Below are 19,019 nucleotides of genomic sequence, written 5' to 3'. Positions count from 1 at the left end.
TTAAATTTTATGGAGGTAGGGAGAGTCGAACTCCTGACTTACAGATTGCGAACCTGTCGCTCTACCAACTGAGCTATACCCCCGTAGGTGCGCCGAATATAGATTTTGGGAATTTTTTTGGCAAGCAAATGGTGGCGCCTCTGGGAAAAGTTGTTGAAAAGTATTCAAATGTTCACTATATTTTGTGTGGTATAACGCGCAGGGATAACTGCGCAAATTTTGAAGTTTTTATATGACAAAGTCCATTGATATCCGCGATGCCCACGAGCATAACTTACGCCATGTCAGCTTGAATATTCCCCGCGACTCCATTGTGGTGGTCACTGGCGTGTCTGGCTCCGGTAAGAGTAGCCTTGCCTTCGATACTGTTTTCCAGGAAGGGCAGCGCCGCTTTGTGGAATCTCTTTCTGCCTATGCCCGCCAGTTCATTGGCCGCATGAAGCATCCCGAGGTGGAAAGCGTTCGCGGTATTTCTCCCACCATTTCCATCGACCAAAAGACGGTGAATCGCAATCCCCGTAGTACGGTGGGTACGGTGGTAGAAATCTTGGACCATTATCGTTTGCTGTTCGCCCGTTTGGGTGTGCCCCACTGCCCGGAATGTGGCCGCGTGATTCAGGCCCAGACCGTGGACCAGATTGTGGATGGTCTTTATGCCGGTGACGGCGAAATCAATGGTGTGCCCCGTCAGGTGACGGTGATGGCCCCCATCGTTCAGGAACGTAAGGGTGAATATCGTAAGGAACTGGCGGACCTGAAGGAAAATGGTTTTGTCCGTGTTCGTGTGGATGGGGAGATTTATCGTATTGATGATGTACCTCAGTTGGTGCGTTACGAGAAGCACACCATCGAAGCTGTCATTGACCGCTTGACTTTGGAACGTAAGAACATGAGCCGTTTGCGTGAAGCCCTAGAAGGGGCTCTCAAGTTGACGGACGGAAAGTTGGTCAGCTTCTTGTTTGGCGATGGGGAATACCGCCTGCAGGGTACGTTGTTGGCTTGCCCCAAGTGCGGCGTTTCTATTCCGGAATTGGAACCGCGTTTCTTTAGCTTTAACGATCCCAAGGGCCGCTGCCCCGTTTGTAAGGGTATGGGCGAGTCCTGCGAATTCGACCTGGACCTGATTATTCCTGATAAGACATTGAGTTTGAAGCAGGGCGCCTTGGCTGTCCAGAAAAAGGATACAGGAACTTTGCTGTTCAGCGATTACGGCTGGCGAAACTTGCGCACCATCGCTAACGAAATGAAGTTTACCTTCGATACGCCTTGGAACAAGTTGAAGCCCGCCCAGCAGCATGCGATTCTGTATGGTACACCCAGCGGAAGCGAACGGGGTGTCATCGATGTTATCCAGGAACTTTGGGACATGTGGCACATTTTCCACTTCCGAAAGTTCATGCAGATTGGCGTCTGCCCGGAATGTAAGGGCTCCCGCATTAACCGTACTGCAAACGCAGTGGATTTCCATGGCCATAATCTGACGGAGATGACGGAATGGTCCGTAGAAAAGTCTGTGGAATTTTTCAATAGCCTGAAACTGTCTGAAAAGGAACAGCGCATTGGTCGCGAAATCCTGAAGGAAATCCGCGGACGCTTGAATTTCTTGGATGCGGTAGGGCTTGGCTACCTGAATATTTCCCGCAAGGCGTCTACCTTGAGCGGTGGCGAAGCCCAGCGTATTCGCTTGGCTAGTGCGGTGGGTGCAGGTCTTCAGGGTGTGCTCTACGTGATGGACGAACCTAGCATCGGTTTGCATCCCCGCGATAACGATAAGTTGCTGGGAATGCTGGATCACCTGCGAGCCCAAGGCAACAGCCTCATTGTGGTGGAACACGACGAGGACACCATGCGTCATGCGGATTATGTCATTGATGTGGGTCCTGGTGCAGGCGTTGAAGGCGGTGGCATTATTGCTGCAGGAACTGTTGACCAGCTTGAGAAAAATAAGGATTCTTTGACTGGCGCCTACCTCAGTGGACGTAAGGCCATTGAAGTTCCCAAGCTGCGCAAGAAGATTGACAAGGATACTCCGAAGTTAAAGGTTTGCGGTGCTGCCGAAAACAACCTGAAGAACATTGATGTGGAAATTCCCCTGGATGGCGCGTTGACTGTGGTGACAGGGGTTTCAGGCTCCGGCAAGAGTACGCTGGTGAACCAGATTTTGCGCCGCGAATTGGCTCGTGTGTTCTTCAATTCCGAAGAGCCGGTGGGCAAGTTTGATCATCTGGAAGGTCTTGAAAATATTGACAAGGTCATTGAAATTGACCAGACGCCTATTGGCCGCACTCCTCGCAGTAATCCTGCCACCTACACCAAGATTTGGGACGATATCCGCGACTTGTTTGCCGGCATGGAAGAAAGTAAGATTCGTGGCTACACCAAGAGTCGTTTCAGCTTCAACGTAAAGGGCGGTCGTTGCGATGCCTGTGAAGGTGCCGGTGTAAAAGAAATTGACATGCACATTTTGCCAAGTGTACAGGTGACCTGTGAAGTCTGTAACGGCAAGCGATTTAACGATGCGACTCGCGAAGTTTATTTCAAGGGAAAGAATGTTTCCGAAATTCTGGACATGAGCATTAGCGATGCCGCTGAGTTCTTCAAGGATCAGCCCCGCATTGCCCAACCGTTGAACTTGCTTTGCGAAGTAGGCCTTGGCTACTTGACTTTGGGCCAGCCTTCTACCACCTTGAGCGGTGGCGAAGCCCAGCGTATCAAGATCGCTTCTGAATTGCGTCGCCCGGGTACAGGCAAGACTTTGTACTTGCTGGACGAACCTACCACCGGTCTGCATTTTGAAGATATCCGCAAACTGATGGATTGCTTGAATCGTTTGCGTAGCCTTGGCAACAGCATTGTGATTATTGAACACAATCTGGATGTGATCAAGTGTGCCGACTGGATTATTGACCTGGGGCCTGATGCAGGCGTACACGGCGGTAAGATTGTGGCTACGGGAACTCCCGAACAGATTGCAAAATGCAAGAAGTCCGAAACGGGCCGCTACCTGGCTCCTGTACTTGCTAGAGCCAATAATGGTTACAAGCCCATCACTCAGTTGATGAACAACCTTGCCGAAAACAAGGCTCGTTACGATATTGTGGCGAAGGCTTCCGGAAAGGACGGCCCGTCCCTGGATATTGAAGTCCACGGCGCCCGCAAGCACAACCTGAAGAATATTGATGTAACTATTCCCCGCCACAAGTTGACGGTGGTGACTGGCGTTTCGGGCTCCGGCAAGAGTAGCCTTGCGTTCCATACCTTATTTAGCGAAGGCCAGAGGCGCTTTGTGGAAACCTTGAGCACCTACGCTCGCCGTTTCTTAGGCCGACCCGACCGAGGTAGCATTGATTCTATTACAGGTCTTGCTCCCGCAATTGCCATTGACCAGAAGTCTGCCAGCAAGAGTCCCCGCAGTACCGTGGCGACGTTGACTGAAATTTACGACTACTTCCGTATTTTCTGGTCCCGCGTGGGAACGCCCCACTGCCTCCATTGCGGAAAGCCTGTGGATTCCTATGCTGCCGGCGACTTGATGCAGCTTGCCTTTGACCGTGACTTGAATAAGATGGTGACGGTGTTGGCTCCTTTTGAAGTGAAGGACATCCTGAAGCTTTCCAAGATCCTGACGGAAAAGGGGTACCGTAAGGTCTATATGGGTGATAAGCTTGTAGAACTGCCGTTGCCTAAGGTTCCGACCCGCGAAAAGCAAATCCTTGCTGTTGTGGACCAGGTGATTGTGAAGGAAGAAAATCGCGCTCGCCTGGTGGAAGCTTTTGAGCGGGCCTACCGTGATGGCAACGGAATTCTGTACTTGGAATCTGAAGGTCACGAGCGTTTGTCCGCCAGCGAAAAGCCTGGCTGCCCTGAATGTGGCTGGTACATGGACAGCGCCTTGAATCCCAAGCACTTCAGCTTCAATACGCACTGGGGCGCTTGCGAAACCTGCCTTGGTATGGGCGTGCTGAAGGATTCCAAGCGCGAGGCGGGAAAAGTCTGTCCGGCATGTAACGGTGAACGTTTGAAACCTGAGTATTTGGCAGTTCGCATCGGTGGTGGCAAGGACCACGGAGGCCTTGACGCTGGCATGAACATTATGGATGTTCACCACATGAGCATTGACAATGCCCGCGACTGGTTTGCTAATGTAAGCTTCGATGGCGAAAAGAATGGGGCAGGGAAGGCTAAGATTGCAGAACCTTTGCTCCGTGAAATTATCGGTCGCTTGGATTTCTTGAAGAGTGTGGGCTTGGGCTACATCGGCCTGGACCGTTCCGGCGATACCTTGAGCGGTGGCGAATCCCAACGTATTCGTTTGGCAAGCCAGATCGGCAGTGGCTTGGAAGGGGTGCTCTATGTTTTGGATGAACCGACCGTAGGCTTGCACGAAAGTGATACTGCAAAGTTGCTGGATACTTTGTACCGCCTGCGAGACTTGGGCAATACCCTTGTTGTTGTTGAGCACGATATGAAAATGATGGAGGCGGCCGACCATATCATTGATATGGGACCTGCCGCCGGAGAATTCGGCGGCGAGGTTGTCGCCGAGGGCGCCCCGGCCGCCCTTGCAAAACCTTATGCGCTCCAGCAGTTCCCGCGAAGCGAAACGGTGAAGTTCCTGACTCATAGCAATCCCATTGCCAACCAGATCGAGGCGAAGCCCGTTACCGAAGATTCTGAATTCTATGAATTCAAGAACCTGTCCCATAACAACCTGAAGAACATTTCCGTGAAGTTCCCCAAGGGCGCCGTCAGCGTTGTGTGCGGAGTTTCCGGATCCGGCAAGAGTTCCATGGTCATGGACGAAATCTACCCGGCATTAAAGCGCAAGTTCCAGGCCCGTGGCAAGAAGAAGGAATCTGGCGAAGTCCTGTTGGTGGACCAGAGCCCTATTTCTGGAACACCACGCAGTACCCCGGCCAGCTTTACCGGCGTCTTTGACGACATTCGTAAGTTGTTTAGTAAGCTTGAACAGTCCAAGATCAAGGGCTTTGACTACGGACGATTCAGCTACAACCTTGCCCGCGGCCGCTGTGCCGCCTGTGAAGGCCGCGGTGCCGTCTCCGTGGAAATGCACTTCCTTTCCGACGTTTGGGAAGTTTGCGATGCCTGCGGTGGTAAGCGTTATAATCAGGAAACCTTGACTGTCACCTTCAAGGGCAAGAACATTGCCGACGTGCTGGATATGCGCGTGAGCGAAGCTTGCGAATTCTTCAAGGACCAACCCAAGATTTTGCCGAAGTTGGAAGCTCTTCGCGATGTGGGTTTGCCCTACGTTCGTTTGGGCCAACCGGTGACAACCCTCAGCGGCGGCGAAAACCAACGTTTGAAACTGGCTGCAGAGCTTTCCCGTAAAAACGCCAAGGAGACGGTTTACCTTCTGGATGAACCGACCACAGGTCTGCACTTGAAGGATATCCAGATTTTGTGGAATCTTTTGCGTCGTCTGTCTGCCCGTGGCGATACCGTGATCGTTATCGAGCATCATCCGGACATTATCCGCCTTGCCGACTGGAAGGTGGAATTGGGCCCTGTGGGTGGTGGAAATGGTGGACATTTGCTCCAAATGGGTAGCAACGTCTAGTTTTAATATTATCTTTGTAAGAAAAAGGAGTGCCTCGCACCTCCTTGTTTGTTGCTTATAGGAGATATTATGTCCCTAAACCGTTTGTTGTCCTTTTTGATGCTTGTTCCGGCAATGGCTCTCGCCGATGGCGATCACCTATTCCAGATTGCGCCTGATCAGTACAAGGATGGCTTGCTTTTGGAGAAAAATTCCAAACTGGCGATTATCAACGAAGGGTTGAATTCGGTTTCTGTAATGCCGGAGCTTCCACTCCATGCCCATACCATGTATTTACGTCATAAGAAGGGGCCGAAGGAATTCCACTGGTATGTTGGACAGATGGATGAGGAAAATTTCAGTAAGCTACATGCTTTTAGCATGAAGGATAACTACCTGAAACCGGCAGAAGTCCTCTACATGCGCTTCTATGGTTCCCAAATGTACAAGGCTTTCCAGGATGAAGCCGACATCTATTTCGATAGGGAATACATTTATTCGTCCCGTATTGCAACACTGTTCTTTTGGAAGAATGGCCGTTGGGAAATGTTGAAGGAATCTGTCCGCCCTAGCGTAATCAAGATTGATACGTCCATCGTGGATTTGCAGGTGAATTCCTTGACCAAAAAGCTGAAGAGAAAGGTGGAAAAGATTTATCCTGTGAAACAGGGAATGTATGCTTTTGAGTTTTCTGCTCCGGGTTATTATCCTTATGTAGATGCTGTTGCCGTGCCGGAATCAACGATTGTATCGCTGGTTCCCCAGTTGCCGGTGTTTGTGCAGGACTCTAGCATCAATGTCTCCACGACTGTCACGCTGGATTCTGTTGCCGCTGCGGAATATCTGGAAGATCTTGAAGTATTGTACGACAAGTTTGTCGGTGAAATTCAGGGTACCGTCTCCTTGATTGATTCCAATGCTTTTGTATCGTTATATCCTGCGAAGAAGACTGCTGCGGAATTTGGGGTTACGGATTCCACAGAAGAATACGTGGAATATGCAAAACAATACCTTGCCCGCCGTGAGGACGCCAAGGAACTTTGGCGAACCAGCAAACTTGGTGTTGCTAGCGAAGTAAACAAGGCTCTGCTCCAGAAAATGGATAGCTTGCAAAGTCTTTCTATTTCCGGAACAATGGTTCCAGAAAAGATCGAGCCGATATTTGAAGAAGTTGAGGGTTCCGAAGAAAAGAAGGTCTCCGCAATTCGTTTGACTTTCGGCAAGGAATATGAACGTTTTAATGTGTCATGGGTTGGCTCCGCTGACAGCATGGTGACGGATACCCTGTACGCTATTTTGGATGCATCCGAGACTGTTGCTGCCCACTTGACCTTGGCAAATAATAAACCTGTCTGGGTTTACAATGAAGGTACTTTGGTTGGCCGCTATCAGTATCGTTTCCAGGACCTGGATTTGATTGTTGATGACCAGACCTACAAATGCCATGGCGAATTTAAGCTCCCGGCTTATGTTGCAGATCAGCCTGAAGTGCTGGAATGGCTGGCTAAACAGGTTGTTGATTCTGCCGTAGTTCCTGCGGCTGATTCTATGGTGACCTCTGCTTCCGCAACTGTAGACTCGGCTATTGTCGACACGACTACTGTTGTCTCTGCAGCAGTAGACTCTGCTATCGTTGACTCAGCTACTGTTGGTCCCGCTATTGAAGATTCTGCTGTCGTAGACACTGCTGCAGTCTTCGTTGCTGTGGATTCTGCTGCCGTTGATACAGTCGCTGCTGACACGGTCGCTGCCGATACCGCAACTGTTGATACCGCTGTCGTGGATACCACGAAACCCGAGGAACAACCCGTGGAACAACCCGTGGAACAACCTGCGGAACAGCCTGCTGAAGAAAAGCGTGTTATTGAACTTTCTCCGAACGTTAAGATTGTTGAGTATGACGATGATGATTACCCTGCAGAAAATCCCAAAGTTCCGAGAATTGTTGCCGATGCAAAAATGGGCACGGTGGCCTTGATCGATTCTGGAGCCTTCCGCTATAAGGGAAAGGTCGTTTCCATGTCTCCTTTTGCAATCCATACTACTGAAGTAACCCAGGGCTTCTATCAAGAAGTTATGGACCGCCTTGAGGAATCCAAACGCAAGATTGATCGATCCAAGTATTCTGATGCTCAGAAGCCAGTTCACAACATCACGTGGTATGATGCTCAGGAATTCTGTAAGGCAATTGGTGGTGATCTTCCGACGGAAGCTCAGTGGGAATTTGCAGGTCGTGCAGACAATAATGAAGGCTCTCTCTGGAATCTTGATGAAGAACCTAACGCCAGCCTCTACGCTATTTACCGCGATAATTCCTACAACTTCGGCAAGAAACACCCGAACTATGGTCCGCAGCCGGTGGCTAGCAGAAAGCCCAATGAATGGGGCCTCTACGATATGTCCGGTAATGTCGCTGAATGGACCAGGGATAAGTACTTTATGTTCTCCCTTATTGTGGAGGATTCGAACCCTACAGGTGCTATGATGGGATCCCACAAGATCCACAAGGGCGGTTCCTGGATGGATAAGGAAAAGTATTTGAATTTGACTGACTACGATGACGAAGATCCCCGTTACTGGTCTGACCGCATCGGTTTCCGTTGCGCTTTCCCGCGAAGCGCTTTTGAGGGAAAATAATGAGTGACAAAACTAAAGTTGATAGCAAGGAATCGAAAGCATTGCGCCTGTTTAAGCGCATCACTGCGATCCCATACTTGTTGGTAATCGTGGCTTTGCTCATGCCTATTGCAAACGTTTCCTGCAATGATGACAAGGTGATTGCCTCTCCCAATGTCTATGAACTGGCTTCGGGCCTGGATCTTGAAACTGCCTTGCAGGAACCTGCAATCGGTATGCTCAAGAAGATGGAGACTGGCAACCCTAAGGCAATAGAAAGATTCCGTACAACGATACCGAACTTTCCTAAGATGGATCCGATGCCCGCTCTTTATATACTTCTTGTTGGCGCTATCTTGGCCGCAGCGTTTGCTTGGTTTACCCCCCTGGGTTCCATTGCGTTGGGTATGCTGACCATGGTCTCCATGGGAGCGTTCTATGCAAAGCTGGCGGAACTTCTAGCCAATATGGGAATTCCGCTGTTGAGTGTAGACCCGGGTATTGGCTATAATGCGGCAACGATACTGATTTTTATAGGTACAGCAATGAATTTGGCTGTGATTATAAGGCCAATTGTTGTAGAACTGAAAGCCCGCCGAGCAGCTAAGAAAAGCGTAAAGGATAAAGGTTAAAGGATAAACAAAAAAGGACTGCTGGGCAGTCCTTTTTTGTTTGCGAAAAAATCGTAATTCGTACTTCGTAATTCGTAATTGAGAAAACCGGTGTAGCCGGCTTCTCTTTTACACGTTGAAGCGGAACAGCATGATGTCGCCGTCCTGCACCACGTATTCCTTACCTTCGGTACGGAGTACGCCAGCTTCCTTGGCGGCGTTCCAGCTGCCGTACTTTTCGAAGTCGGCGTAGCTCAGTGTTTCTGCACGGATGAAGCCGCGTTCGAAGTCAGAGTGGATAACGCCTGCGCACTGGGGAGCCTTGAAGCCAGCTTCGAAGGTCCATGCACGGCATTCCTTTTCGCCTGCGGTGAGGAAGGTGCGGAGGCCGAGAATTTCGTAACCCTTGCGGACCACAGCGTCGAGGCCGGATTCTGCAAGGCCAAGATCCTTCAGGAATTCCACCTTGTCGGCCGGTTCCATCTGAGAAAGTTCTTCTTCGATTTTGCCGCTGATCATGATGACTTCGTGACCATTCTTTGCTGCGTATTCCTTAAGAGCGTCTACGTAGGCGTTGCCGGTGAGGATGTCGTCTTCCTTCACGTTGGCGCAGTAGAAGAGGGGCTTTGCGGTAAGAAGGGCCAGGTCCTTGATAATCTGGTCCATTTCTTCGCTTTCACCTGCGAGACCGCGGGCGGCTTTGCCTTCCTGGAATGCGTCGCGGAGCTTTTCGCAAGCGGCGAGACGTGCCTTAGCTTCGGCACCACCCATACGTGCATTCTTTGCTTCGGTAGCGAGACGCTTTTCGACGGATTCCAGATCCTTCAAGATAAGTTCGGTTTCGATGATATCCACGTCGCGAACCGGATCCACGGAACCGTGAACGTGAACGATGTCGCCGTCGTCGAAGCAGCGGACCACTTCCATGATAGCCTGGCATTCGCGGATGTGGGTGAGGAACTGGTTGCCCAGACCTTCGCCGTTTGCTGCACCCTTCACGAGACCTGCGATGTCCACGAATTCAGTGACGGCAGGAACGATGGACTTGGGATTGTAGACCTTTACCAGAGCGTCCAGACGTGCGTCCGGAACGTTCACCATACCCACGTTGGGGTCGATGGTGCAGAAAGGATAGTTTGCTGCTTCTGCGCCTGCATTGGTGATTGCGTTAAAGATGGTGCTCTTGCCGACGTTCGGCAGGCCTACGATACCACATTTAAAACCCATGATAATCTCCGTTTGTGGGGACGGATTGTCTCGTCCCAAAAATTTACGCCACAAAGTTAGTAATTACCCTTTAGGCGAGAGGTCCAAAAAACTAAATTTGGACCCGATTATGGCTACTGCTAAAAATATGGATTTGCTGACGGGCTCGATTTGGGATAAAATCCTGAAGTTTGCCGTGCCTCTAGCTGCGAGTTCCATCTTTCAGCAGTTGTTCAATTCTGCCGATGTCGCCGTTGTAGGTAAGTTTGCTGGCGATAAGGCTTTGGCCGCCGTGGGGGCGAATACTTTCGTCATCAACTTGATGGTGAACCTTTTTGTGGGCCTTTCCATCGGGGCCAATGTGGTGGTGGCCAACGCTCTTGGTGAACGCAGTTCCCGTTCTGTTTCCCGGGGGGTTCATACTGCGATTGCTGTTTCCCTGATTTGCGGCGTGTTGCTTGCCTTGGTTGGAATCTTTTTTGCTCACCCGATTCTTTCCCTGATTTCAACACCAGAAGATATTATCGATTCTGCGGCACTGTATTTCAAGATTTATTTCGTGGGCATGCCCTTCATTATGTTGTACAATTTCTGTGCAGCATTGTTACGAAGCAAGGGCGATACAAAGCGTCCGTTCTACGTGTTGCTTGTAGCTGGTGCAATCAATTTGGTTCTGAACATTGTTTTTGTTATCGGCTTCCACATGGATGTGGATGGTGTTGCTGTTGCGACGGTAATTGCCAATGTCATCAGTGCCTTGACTTTACTGTTTTTCTTGAAACGTGAAACCGGTCCCTTCAAGTTTGAATTTTGGAAACTCCGCGTTACGCCATATATCCTCGGCAGAATCGTCAAGATTGGATTGCCTGCTGGCGTGCAGGGCGCCGTGTTCTCCTTTAGCAATGTCTGTATCCAGTCGGCTATCAATTCGCTTGGGTCCACAGCAGTGGCCGCATCTGCAGCGGCCATGAATCCGGAACTGATTGTGTACTTCTGGCTCAGTTCCTTTGGCCACGCCTGCGTGACTTTTGTGGGGCAGAACTACGGTGCGAAAAATTTGGACCGTTGCAGAAAAGTTGTCCGCTGGACCATTCTCCTGGCGGCGTCCTCCACGTTCCTGCTGGGTGCCTTGACTTCTATTTTCTATCACCCCATCCTTTCCATATTTACCAATGACGAAGCCATTATCCAGACCGGTGCTTACCGAGTCTATATCGTCATCGGCCTGGAATTTATCAATGTTTTGATTGATGTCTGTTCCGGGGCTCTTCGCGGTATGGGACAGTCCATGGTTCCCGCCTTGATTTGCGTATTCGGTATTTGCGGTGTCAGAATCTCCTGGGTGTTCCTGATGTTCCCGAAGTACAATACTTTTGCGGCACTTATGGTCTGTTACCCCATGAGTTGGCTGGTTACGGGAACCATTATATTCTGTGTTTATCTGCGCTTTATCAGGAAAACCCGATTGGAATGGTGCAAAAATCCTTAGGGACTTTTGTATATTTTCCCTTGATGAAGAAGATTTTATTGACAACAATTGTGTCCATGCTGTTTTTTTCCGCTTGTGTGTATGAGCCGGAACAGTTTATAGCTGACAGCAGTGAATCCGGGTCCGCAAAATCCGAAATCGGAGACCTCTACAAGTTGAATGGTTTTTTGCAGGTTTGTAACCCCTCTGTCACTCAGGATACGGTGAATTATCCGGCATCTATGTTGTGGTTGAATTTTGGTGGTAAGCTGACTGTCAATACCGACGATTCCGCCTATAATACGACAAAGGTGATTCAGCATGACCGATTGACGGTGACCGACACGTCCAATACAGTTCTTTGGTATGTGAAGGCGGATTCCGCTCTTGGCGATTGCCAGTTCCAGGACCCGGAATGGAGTACCCATGGTGCCTTTGTTGTTACCCTTAGGGCATACATGGTTAATGAAAAGTGTGGTAGGGATTTGGACTACGGTATTGTCGCTATTCGAATGAGTGATAAGAAAAGGTTCACGTTCTATAGCGATAGCATTAGCGAACAGGCTACGCCGCACTTGTGGGTGGATCCTTCCGCAAAAATTGATACGACAGCCGATGCCTCTACCATTGAAGGTTTCTTTGGTACCAATAATGTTCGCTTGACTTATGTGGACGAAAAAGAGGGTATTAAGTTTGTGGATTTCTCTGGTGTGAAATCCGAAAAAGACTTGAAAAAGGCTTTGGCTAATCCGAAGAAAATGAAAATGCCTGCGGATATCGGCAGTGGCTATATTGAAAGTCCTTTGCTTTCTCCCGATGGAAACTTTGTTGTCTACAACGTTGTTGAAAAAACAAAAACCGGTTGGAACTCTTATGTACAGCAGGTTTCGGAAAATTCTTCTCCGGTTTTGATGGAAAAGCAAAGTGGAATGATGTCCATGCCTGCACAGCCTCATTGGTTTGCCTATGAAGGTCGTACTTTTGTTCTTTGGGCAGAGTTCCCCAGTGGAGAAATGATGACCGGTCAACAGGACGACTTGTCTGAAGTTTCCATGCACGACGGCTCTGGTGGCCGAACTGCAATGCGTGAAGTTTCCTTGATGGCAGATGCGCCTGCTGATCTTGCCGTGGAATGGATTGGTGATACAAGGGAAGTGGCTCCCGTTCCTATGATTGGTGGTCGTTCTTCTGATGGACGTTTTTTGGCAACTGGCGATAGCAAGGCTTTCTTGCTTAAACTTCCGTGAGGCTTAGAATGAAAATGCTTTCAAAGAAAGTTTGGTCTGTTGGCGCCCTGGTTGCAGTTTGTGCGACTGCTTTTGTCGCTGGCTTTAAGGCTCCGGTTGAAGTTGCTACACCTTGGGAATCCATTGGTGGTTGTGGTGCTGGTGGTTCTGGCGGTGGAGCCAGTGATGGCATTAAGTGGATCGGCCAGGGTGTCTCTGGCGGTTATCTTGAAGTCGAGGCATTTACCAAGTATTCCGTGGGCCAGAATTTCTCCGGCTTGACATTGACCCCTCATTTGTCCATCAAACCGACCTGGTCCACCAAACTGGGTGTCAGTATTCCTTGGATGAGCCATCGAGGCGAAGTTCAGTATCGTACTAACCAGATTCCGGCAGACCGTTCTACGGGTGGCCTTGGGGATTTGTCCTTTGATTTCAGCAAGACCATTGGCAGCGGCGGCGCAGCTTCGCTTTCTGCAAGTTTGTCTCTTCCGACGGGTCAGTACGATATCAAGCGTGGTACCGATGCTGCGGAACTTATTTTGCCCAGCAGTTTCCAGAAGGGCTCCGGTCTCTATAGCCTGACTTTAGGCTGGGATTACAGTCGCGATACAGATAAGGGCATTTGGCTCTACGGCTTGACTTACACCCATCCCTTTGCCATGCACTTGTTCTCCGGTGAGAACGAATTTAATGATACCTATTGGAAAGATTTGAAGCACAAGGGCGACCGCTTCAATTATCATTTCAAACCGTATGGTGAAAATGACTTGGGCGCATACACACCTCCTTCAGTCGGTGGTTCTATTGCCTATGGTTACCGCGGTCGTGCAGGAATTGTCCAGTCTTTCGGTATGAGTTTCTCTGTTCCTCTTGGCGTTGCCTGGATTTCCTCTGAAACTGCAGGCAAGTATGACCCGCGTCCGGATCCGGATCACAAGGCCTGGTCTGCGGCCTTTGCCTATGGAATTGAATTCTCCAATGCGGACTTCCCGATTTTCCTTGCTCTGTCTATTCCTATTCATGATAAAGCCAACGCTGCCAATCCTGAAAACGAATACGATGAAAAGCCTATGCGTGAATGGAATGCTCCGGACTGGAGTGACCTGGGACAGCAATGGACAATTGCTGTGGGCGTGAAGGGAAGTTTCCTTTAAAGCATATTGCGGGACTCCCTTCAGTCCAGAACCGAAGTCCTAAACAAAAATAAAACGGGCTATTTCACGCCCGTTTTTTTGTTCTAAACATAGGGTTGTGCTATGGGGGAGTCTTCGGCCGGGCTCTAAGCGCGGGGATGAGTCTTCTTAAATGCTTCGCGGAGTCGTTCCGCGCTGACGTGAGTGTAGACTTGCGTTGTGGAAATGCTTTCGTGACCAAGCATTTCCTTGACGCTCATGATTTCAGCGCCATTTTCCAGCAGATGGGTGGCGAAGCTGTGGCGAAGAACGTGTGGGCTGGCCTTGCCCTCCCAACCGATGGCGCGGAGCAGGTTGTGGATGTCGTTTCGCAAAGTTCGTATGCTGAATGGTTTGCCGTCGTCGCTTAGGAATACGTAACCGGTGGGGGTGGGCAGGTGTCCTGCTTCGGCCTCCATTTGCTTGAAGGCAATTATACGTTGAAGCAATGCTTCGGTAATGGGAACGATTCGCTCCTTGCTGCCCTTACCGAATACGCGTACCAAGTGTTCCTTTTCTTGAATCTGGTTCCAGCAGAGCCTCTGGCATTCGGAAATTCGTAGGCCGGAACCGTAGATCAGTTCCAGCAGGAGGCGGGCGCGGACCTGAGGCAGCGTGGGGTTCTCTGGTTCGGGAAACTTCTCCTCGGCAAGGTCCTTCTGGCTCATGAAGGACACCAAGCGCTTGGGGCGCTTGGGCATGGGAACGTTCCCTGCAGGGTTTGTTTGAAGGACCATGGAACGGACCAGGTACTTGCCGAAGCTTTTTAACGCCGCTAGATGTTCGCAAATACTTGCAGGTGCCAGGCCTTGTTTTATTTTCAGGTTCCAGACGAATGTTTTTACGCTAGCTTCGGTAAAGGCGTCTAAGGAAGGTTCCTGATTCTGGTGGTTCTCTCTCAAATGCGCGGCGAATTTTTCTAGGGACTTCCCATAGGTGTCCACAGTCCGCGGCGAAAAGCGTCGCTGAACTTCGATATGGGTTAAAAACTGCCGGATTTGTTCAGAAAGAATCATTTTGTATATTCTATGAAAGATTCGTAACCAAAAATAATCTATCTTGAAAGTCAAGTTATGACATTCGCAGGAAAAAAATCTTTTTTTGAAAAGCTGACGTGCCGTCGCATCGTTGCATGCGCTGCTGCGTTCGTTTTTGCGAATGTCTCCTTTGCTGCCGACCGAGTGTCTGGTGCAAATGCATCTTTTGATGTGGAACCTGGCGCACGCTCTGCGGCTATAGGTTCTGCTGCGATGGCTGTAGATGGCGACTACCTTGGTTTGTCCTTCAATCCGTATCAGCTGGCCAACGTGAATTATGGCTGGGCATCCTTGTCCCATACGGAGTATTACGAAAATACCAAGTACGATTATGCTTCTGCGGTGGTTCCTCTTGGCAAGGGCCAGGGCATTGGCGTTGCTTTTGCCCGATTCGGTGCCGACGACATCCCGTATATCAAGGATGGTGAACCGCTTCCGTCTGGATCTATCTACAATACGCTTTCTATTGCAGACTGGATGTTCTCCGTCTCCTTCGGTAAGAAAATTCTTGATCGTCTAGATCTGGGTGTATCCTTCCATGGTGTCTACCGCGATATGGACCAGTCCGGTTTCGGCTTCCGTTCCGATGTGGGCCTTCGCTATCATGTGGTAGATGAACTTTACGTGTCCGGTTTTTTGAAGGGCTGGACTTCTTCTGCTGCAGTCTGGTCCTCCGGCGAATTCGAGTACGCCTCTCCCGAAGTCTACTTGGCGGCAAGCTATGGCCTTCCGATTCCGTACCTTTACGGAAAGCTGGGAATGTACTGGCAGAGCGCTGGTCTTTTCCACCAGGAATCTCGTGCCATGGGCTTCGACGACGATGACCGTGGTGGCCGCATATGGGAGAGTCCCCTGGACTGGCTTGCCGGTGGTCACGGCGGTTTTGAATTTACCTTTGATTTCGGCCTTTCCTTGCGAGCCGGTTTGAGTAGCTTTACCACATTCAAGAGTGTAACTGCAGGTGCGGGTCTTGTAATCGCCAAGTTCCTCAAGGTGGACTACGCCTTTGAAGCCCATCCGGTGCTTTCCCCTGTGCATCGCGTAAGTGTCAGCTTGAGTCCGTACTTGTTCTCCAAGAAGCCGCGTCCCGGTACGCCAGAGGCTGCACAAACTGTGCGCAAGTCCTCCCTCCTGACCGAAGAAACTGCAGAGTCCTCTGAGGAAAACGAACCGGAAAATAACGAAGTGTTTCCGGAAAAGTTTGAATCGGATGTTCCTGCCGACGTGCCGGAAAATCCCCAGGAAGTTGTGGAAGAACCCCAGGTAATCCAGGAAGTGGCTCCCTCCAAGGGCGTCGTTGTGGAAACTGATGATGAGGTTTTGGAGTAGAAGTGGTCAAAAATGGTCGTTTTTACGTGACGGTCTTCACTATTTGCAAATAAATAGGCTATATTTTTGATATGCCTCAGTTAAAGAATTATCGCGAAGTTGGAAATTTTGATTTGCTGTCTGCACCCCTCAATCCGATTGGGGCTTTTGATGCTGAACAGTTCAAAAAAGATGTTCGCGACCTTCTTGCTGAAAAGCAGGACGAAAAGTTCATTGCAGTGGATCTGACGGGTCTGGATTTCGTCTATAGCGACGCCTATAACGCCTTCATCATGTTCCAGCAGGAAATGTCCAGTCGTGGCGGTATGTTCGCTGTCCTTACCAACAATAAGATTATTGTGGATGGTCTCAAGAAGGCCGGCCTGGACAAGACTATCAAGGTGTTCTCTTTTGAAGCCGACTTGATGTCCTTCTCCCTGCACGCTCAGGCTCCTGCCCAGTCCGAAGAAATTCCTGAAGTTTCTGAACCTGAAACACCGACTGCTGTGGCCTCCCAGAATATCAATTCTGAAATCAAGAGCGCTTCTGCTGACCGTCATACGGGTGCACATCGTCGCTTTACCAAGAGCTTCAATGCAATCGTCAAGGACGACAAGAAAAACCAGAAGAAGGGCTTGGATATGCCTTTCGACGAAGAGCCTTCTTCTGCACGTACGGTTATCTTTGTAATCCTTTTGCTCATTGCCGCCATCGGCGGAACTTTGGCATTCCTCTATTTCTAGTTCCCGATGTCCGTTGAATTCCAAGAATACAAGGGCAGACGGAAAAAAATCAAGAATCAACATAAGTTTCCGTTAATCCGACTGCTGCTGGTTGCTGCAGCTGCCTTTTTGGCTTATTGGACTGGTCTTGCACAAAAGATTGCTGATGCATTGCCTTTGCCCGGCAACGAAGAAGTGGTTGTGGTAGACAATTGGGAAAGCCGTTGCAAAAATTATGGCGGAACGTCCTTTGCCCTGGAAAATGGCTTGGCCCAGTGCTCCTGGATCCTGAATGATTCGACCTCAGCCCAAAGTCTGCCTAATTCTTTCCTGCGTTATGTGGCGTCCTTGCGCCAGTCGGAAAATTCGAAACTCCACTGGGTTGCTCCTGTGGAAGATTTCTCCAATGCCCGTTTTGTTCTTCATGAAGATTCTACATCCTACGCGTACTTGCATATGATGCAGAAGGACTCCAGCTACGTGTGGGTTTCTCGAAAGACTGGTTGTCGTTTCCCGGGAATTTGTCCGCAACTTCCGATGGAATGGTCCGCCCTTTCCATTTCTGATGGTTTTGACTTTGAAGGCCAGGAATCCTTGATTGCCATGGACGTTTTCTGCGGTATTGGAGAAGCTCCCATCCAGCCTATTCTTCCGGGCATTATTCTTTCCATGGGTAAGGATTCCCTAGGATATTTTGTTGAAATTGATCATGGTTTCAATGTTACTAGCAAGACTTCCGGAATGGGTTTCTTGAAGGATAACTTGATGGTGGGAGATTCCATCAAGGCTGGTTCTACCATCGGCCGCTTGTCTCCCCAGGACAGCTCCGCTTTTTACTTGGCAGTCCGACAGAATGGTCTTTTTGTTCGATGGAACGATTTCTATGCAGCGGCTCATCCCGTGTCCCAGGATGCCGTGCGGGAATATGAAAAGTCTCTAGGCTTCTAACAATTTGTAGTTTGTTACCATGTTCCCGAAATTCAAAAAAAGTTTGGCAGTGATTGGCGCAATCCTTGTCCTTGCTATGTCCTTTTTGGCGGGATGCGAGTATAGCTCTGACGGTCCCATAAAGCCTTCTCGTGGTGATCTGGAATTCGATGGTAACGGCTATTTTCTTGGTGCCGCGCTGGATTCAGGTAATACGTTCCACTTGGCTTCGGATTCCTTGATTCTTGACTTGAAGAAAATTTGGACTTTCTCGAACTGCGCTTTGAAGGCTATCAACCTTGATTACGAGACTCAGGGAAACGTCCTTTGGATTTCTCCGATAATTGATATCCACGTTACCGAGGACGAGTGCGCTGCTCCGTACAACAGGCCCGATACGACCTTTAGATTGTCTCTTGAAGGTATGCTGGATGGTGTGAAACAAATTAACGTAAAGAACGACGCCGATTCCCTCATGGATTCGATTCTTGTTCGCTACGGCCGTCTTGTTAAAGATACTTTCTCGATTTACGTGGATTCCATTTTTTCGGACGCCCATAACTTTCCGCTGCGAACAAAGGAATTGAAGGGAAAAGATTCGGTTCCAACGATTTTACGTGTGCTGGATTCCTTGACCCCCCGTGTATTCTATTGGCGCACGATGCGGTCCAGCTGCACCCATCGAATCGATATATGCGATGATGTTGTGGCAGATACCATTTACCCGAGCAGTTGGAACATTAGTGATACGAATTTGGTGCCGGTGCGATATTCCTGCGCAGACACGAATTTGATTTACTGCATTAACAACAAGTGGGAAAATGATTCTTCCGCCTTGGGAAAATTGCAGGAACGCCCTGATACCATATGGCATTACAGCACCTACTTGGCTGAAAGAATTTCCAAGTGTGCGTCATATAATTCCTTCGCTGCAACCGTATTGGGGGTGGGGCAGAACTCCCGCTTTATTCGCGAGTTGATGATTCCTGATGAGGATGAATCGGCTTGTGGCCCCGCTAGTGCCGAAGAGTGGATGTTCTACAATCTGTCCAACCGTAAGATGGTTTTGGATAACGACTCGGTGCAGGTTGTGGACGGTCTGATTGAGTCCTGGAAAAAAGCAGACGTTGCTCCGGATACCTTGATTGTAAAGGACGAGTAAG

12 protein-coding genes and 1 tRNA gene are annotated in these 19,019 nt (G+C 49.7%); 10 read left to right on the top strand and 3 right to left on the bottom strand.

The window, feature by feature from the left end; translation table 11 throughout:
• Window positions 1–10: 10 nt before the first annotated feature.
• Window positions 11–83 (bottom strand) — tRNA-Ala (locus MJZ25_05810).
• Window positions 84–232: 149 nt separating this feature from the next.
• Here MJZ25_05810 and uvrA point away from each other — a divergent pair.
• The 3 genes from uvrA (at window position 233) to MJZ25_05795 (ending at window position 8,808) form a co-directional block, all read left to right on the top strand.
• Window positions 233–5,581 (top strand): excinuclease ABC subunit UvrA, encoded by a 5,349-nt coding sequence (uvrA, locus tag MJZ25_05805; protein ID MCQ2123686.1) that lies wholly within the window; start codon window positions 233–235, stop codon window positions 5,579–5,581.
• Window positions 5,582–5,650: 69 nt separating this feature from the next.
• Window positions 5,651–8,197 carry a formylglycine-generating enzyme family protein gene (locus MJZ25_05800; protein MCQ2123685.1) on the top strand — a complete coding sequence of 849 codons (2,547 nt, stop codon included), beginning with the start codon at window positions 5,651–5,653 and terminating at the stop codon, window positions 8,195–8,197.
• Window positions 8,197–8,808: a hypothetical protein gene (locus MJZ25_05795; protein MCQ2123684.1), complete on the top strand. Its 612-nt coding sequence runs from the start codon at window positions 8,197–8,199 to the stop codon at window positions 8,806–8,808. Before MJZ25_05800 ends, MJZ25_05795 begins: the two co-directional genes overlap by 1 nt.
• Window positions 8,809–8,916: 108 nt before the next feature.
• Here the strand turns inward: MJZ25_05795 and ychF are convergent, their stop codons facing one another.
• The gene (ychF, locus tag MJZ25_05790; GenBank protein ID MCQ2123683.1) at window positions 8,917–10,014 is read right to left on the bottom strand and encodes a redox-regulated ATPase YchF; all 1,098 of its coding nucleotides are present in this window, start codon (window positions 10,012–10,014) and stop codon (window positions 8,917–8,919) included.
• A 109-nt stretch (window positions 10,015–10,123) separates the two neighbouring features.
• Here ychF and MJZ25_05785 point away from each other — a divergent pair, with 109 nt between their 5' ends.
• From MJZ25_05785 to MJZ25_05775, 3 genes are read left to right on the top strand one after another with little or no spacing between them, the layout of a single operon-like run.
• Window positions 10,124–11,482 (top strand): MATE family efflux transporter, encoded by a 1,359-nt coding sequence (locus MJZ25_05785; protein MCQ2123682.1) that lies wholly within the window; start codon window positions 10,124–10,126, stop codon window positions 11,480–11,482.
• Between the two features lie 23 nt (window positions 11,483–11,505).
• A complete protein-coding gene (locus tag MJZ25_05780; GenBank protein ID MCQ2123681.1) occupies window positions 11,506–12,708 on the top strand; it encodes a hypothetical protein in 1,203 nt (400 codons plus the stop codon).
• An 8-nt stretch (window positions 12,709–12,716) separates the two neighbouring features.
• Window positions 12,717–13,844, top strand: a complete 1,128-nt coding sequence (locus MJZ25_05775) for a hypothetical protein (protein MCQ2123680.1) — start codon at window positions 12,717–12,719, stop codon at window positions 13,842–13,844.
• Between the two features lie 125 nt (window positions 13,845–13,969).
• Here the strand turns inward: MJZ25_05775 and MJZ25_05770 are convergent, their stop codons facing one another.
• A complete protein-coding gene (locus MJZ25_05770; protein ID MCQ2123679.1) occupies window positions 13,970–14,878 on the bottom strand; it encodes a tyrosine-type recombinase/integrase in 909 nt (302 codons plus the stop codon).
• Between the two features lie 57 nt (window positions 14,879–14,935).
• Between MJZ25_05770 and MJZ25_05765 the strand changes: the two genes are divergently transcribed.
• The 4 genes from MJZ25_05765 to MJZ25_05750 all read left to right on the top strand — a co-directional run bounded on the left by MJZ25_05765 (window position 14,936) and on the right by MJZ25_05750 (window position 19,018).
• On the top strand, window positions 14,936–16,228 hold the full coding sequence (locus MJZ25_05765; protein MCQ2123678.1) for a hypothetical protein: 1,293 nt from the start codon (window positions 14,936–14,938) through the stop codon (window positions 16,226–16,228).
• 71 nt (window positions 16,229–16,299) lie between these two features.
• On the top strand, window positions 16,300–16,950 hold the full coding sequence (locus MJZ25_05760; protein MCQ2123677.1) for a hypothetical protein: 651 nt from the start codon (window positions 16,300–16,302) through the stop codon (window positions 16,948–16,950).
• Between the two features lie 6 nt (window positions 16,951–16,956).
• Entirely contained in the window at window positions 16,957–17,877 is a 921-nt protein-coding gene (locus MJZ25_05755; protein MCQ2123676.1) for a M23 family metallopeptidase, read from the top strand.
• A 19-nt stretch (window positions 17,878–17,896) separates the two neighbouring features.
• Window positions 17,897–19,018: a hypothetical protein gene (locus MJZ25_05750; protein ID MCQ2123675.1), complete on the top strand. Its 1,122-nt coding sequence runs from the start codon at window positions 17,897–17,899 to the stop codon at window positions 19,016–19,018.
• Window position 19,019: the final 1 nt, after the last annotated feature.

The sequence above is a fragment of the Fibrobacter sp. genome, assembly GCA_024399065.1.
Lineage (GTDB): Bacteria > Fibrobacterota > Fibrobacteria > Fibrobacterales > Fibrobacteraceae > Fibrobacter.
This window is presented reverse-complemented; position numbering and strand designations above follow the sequence as displayed.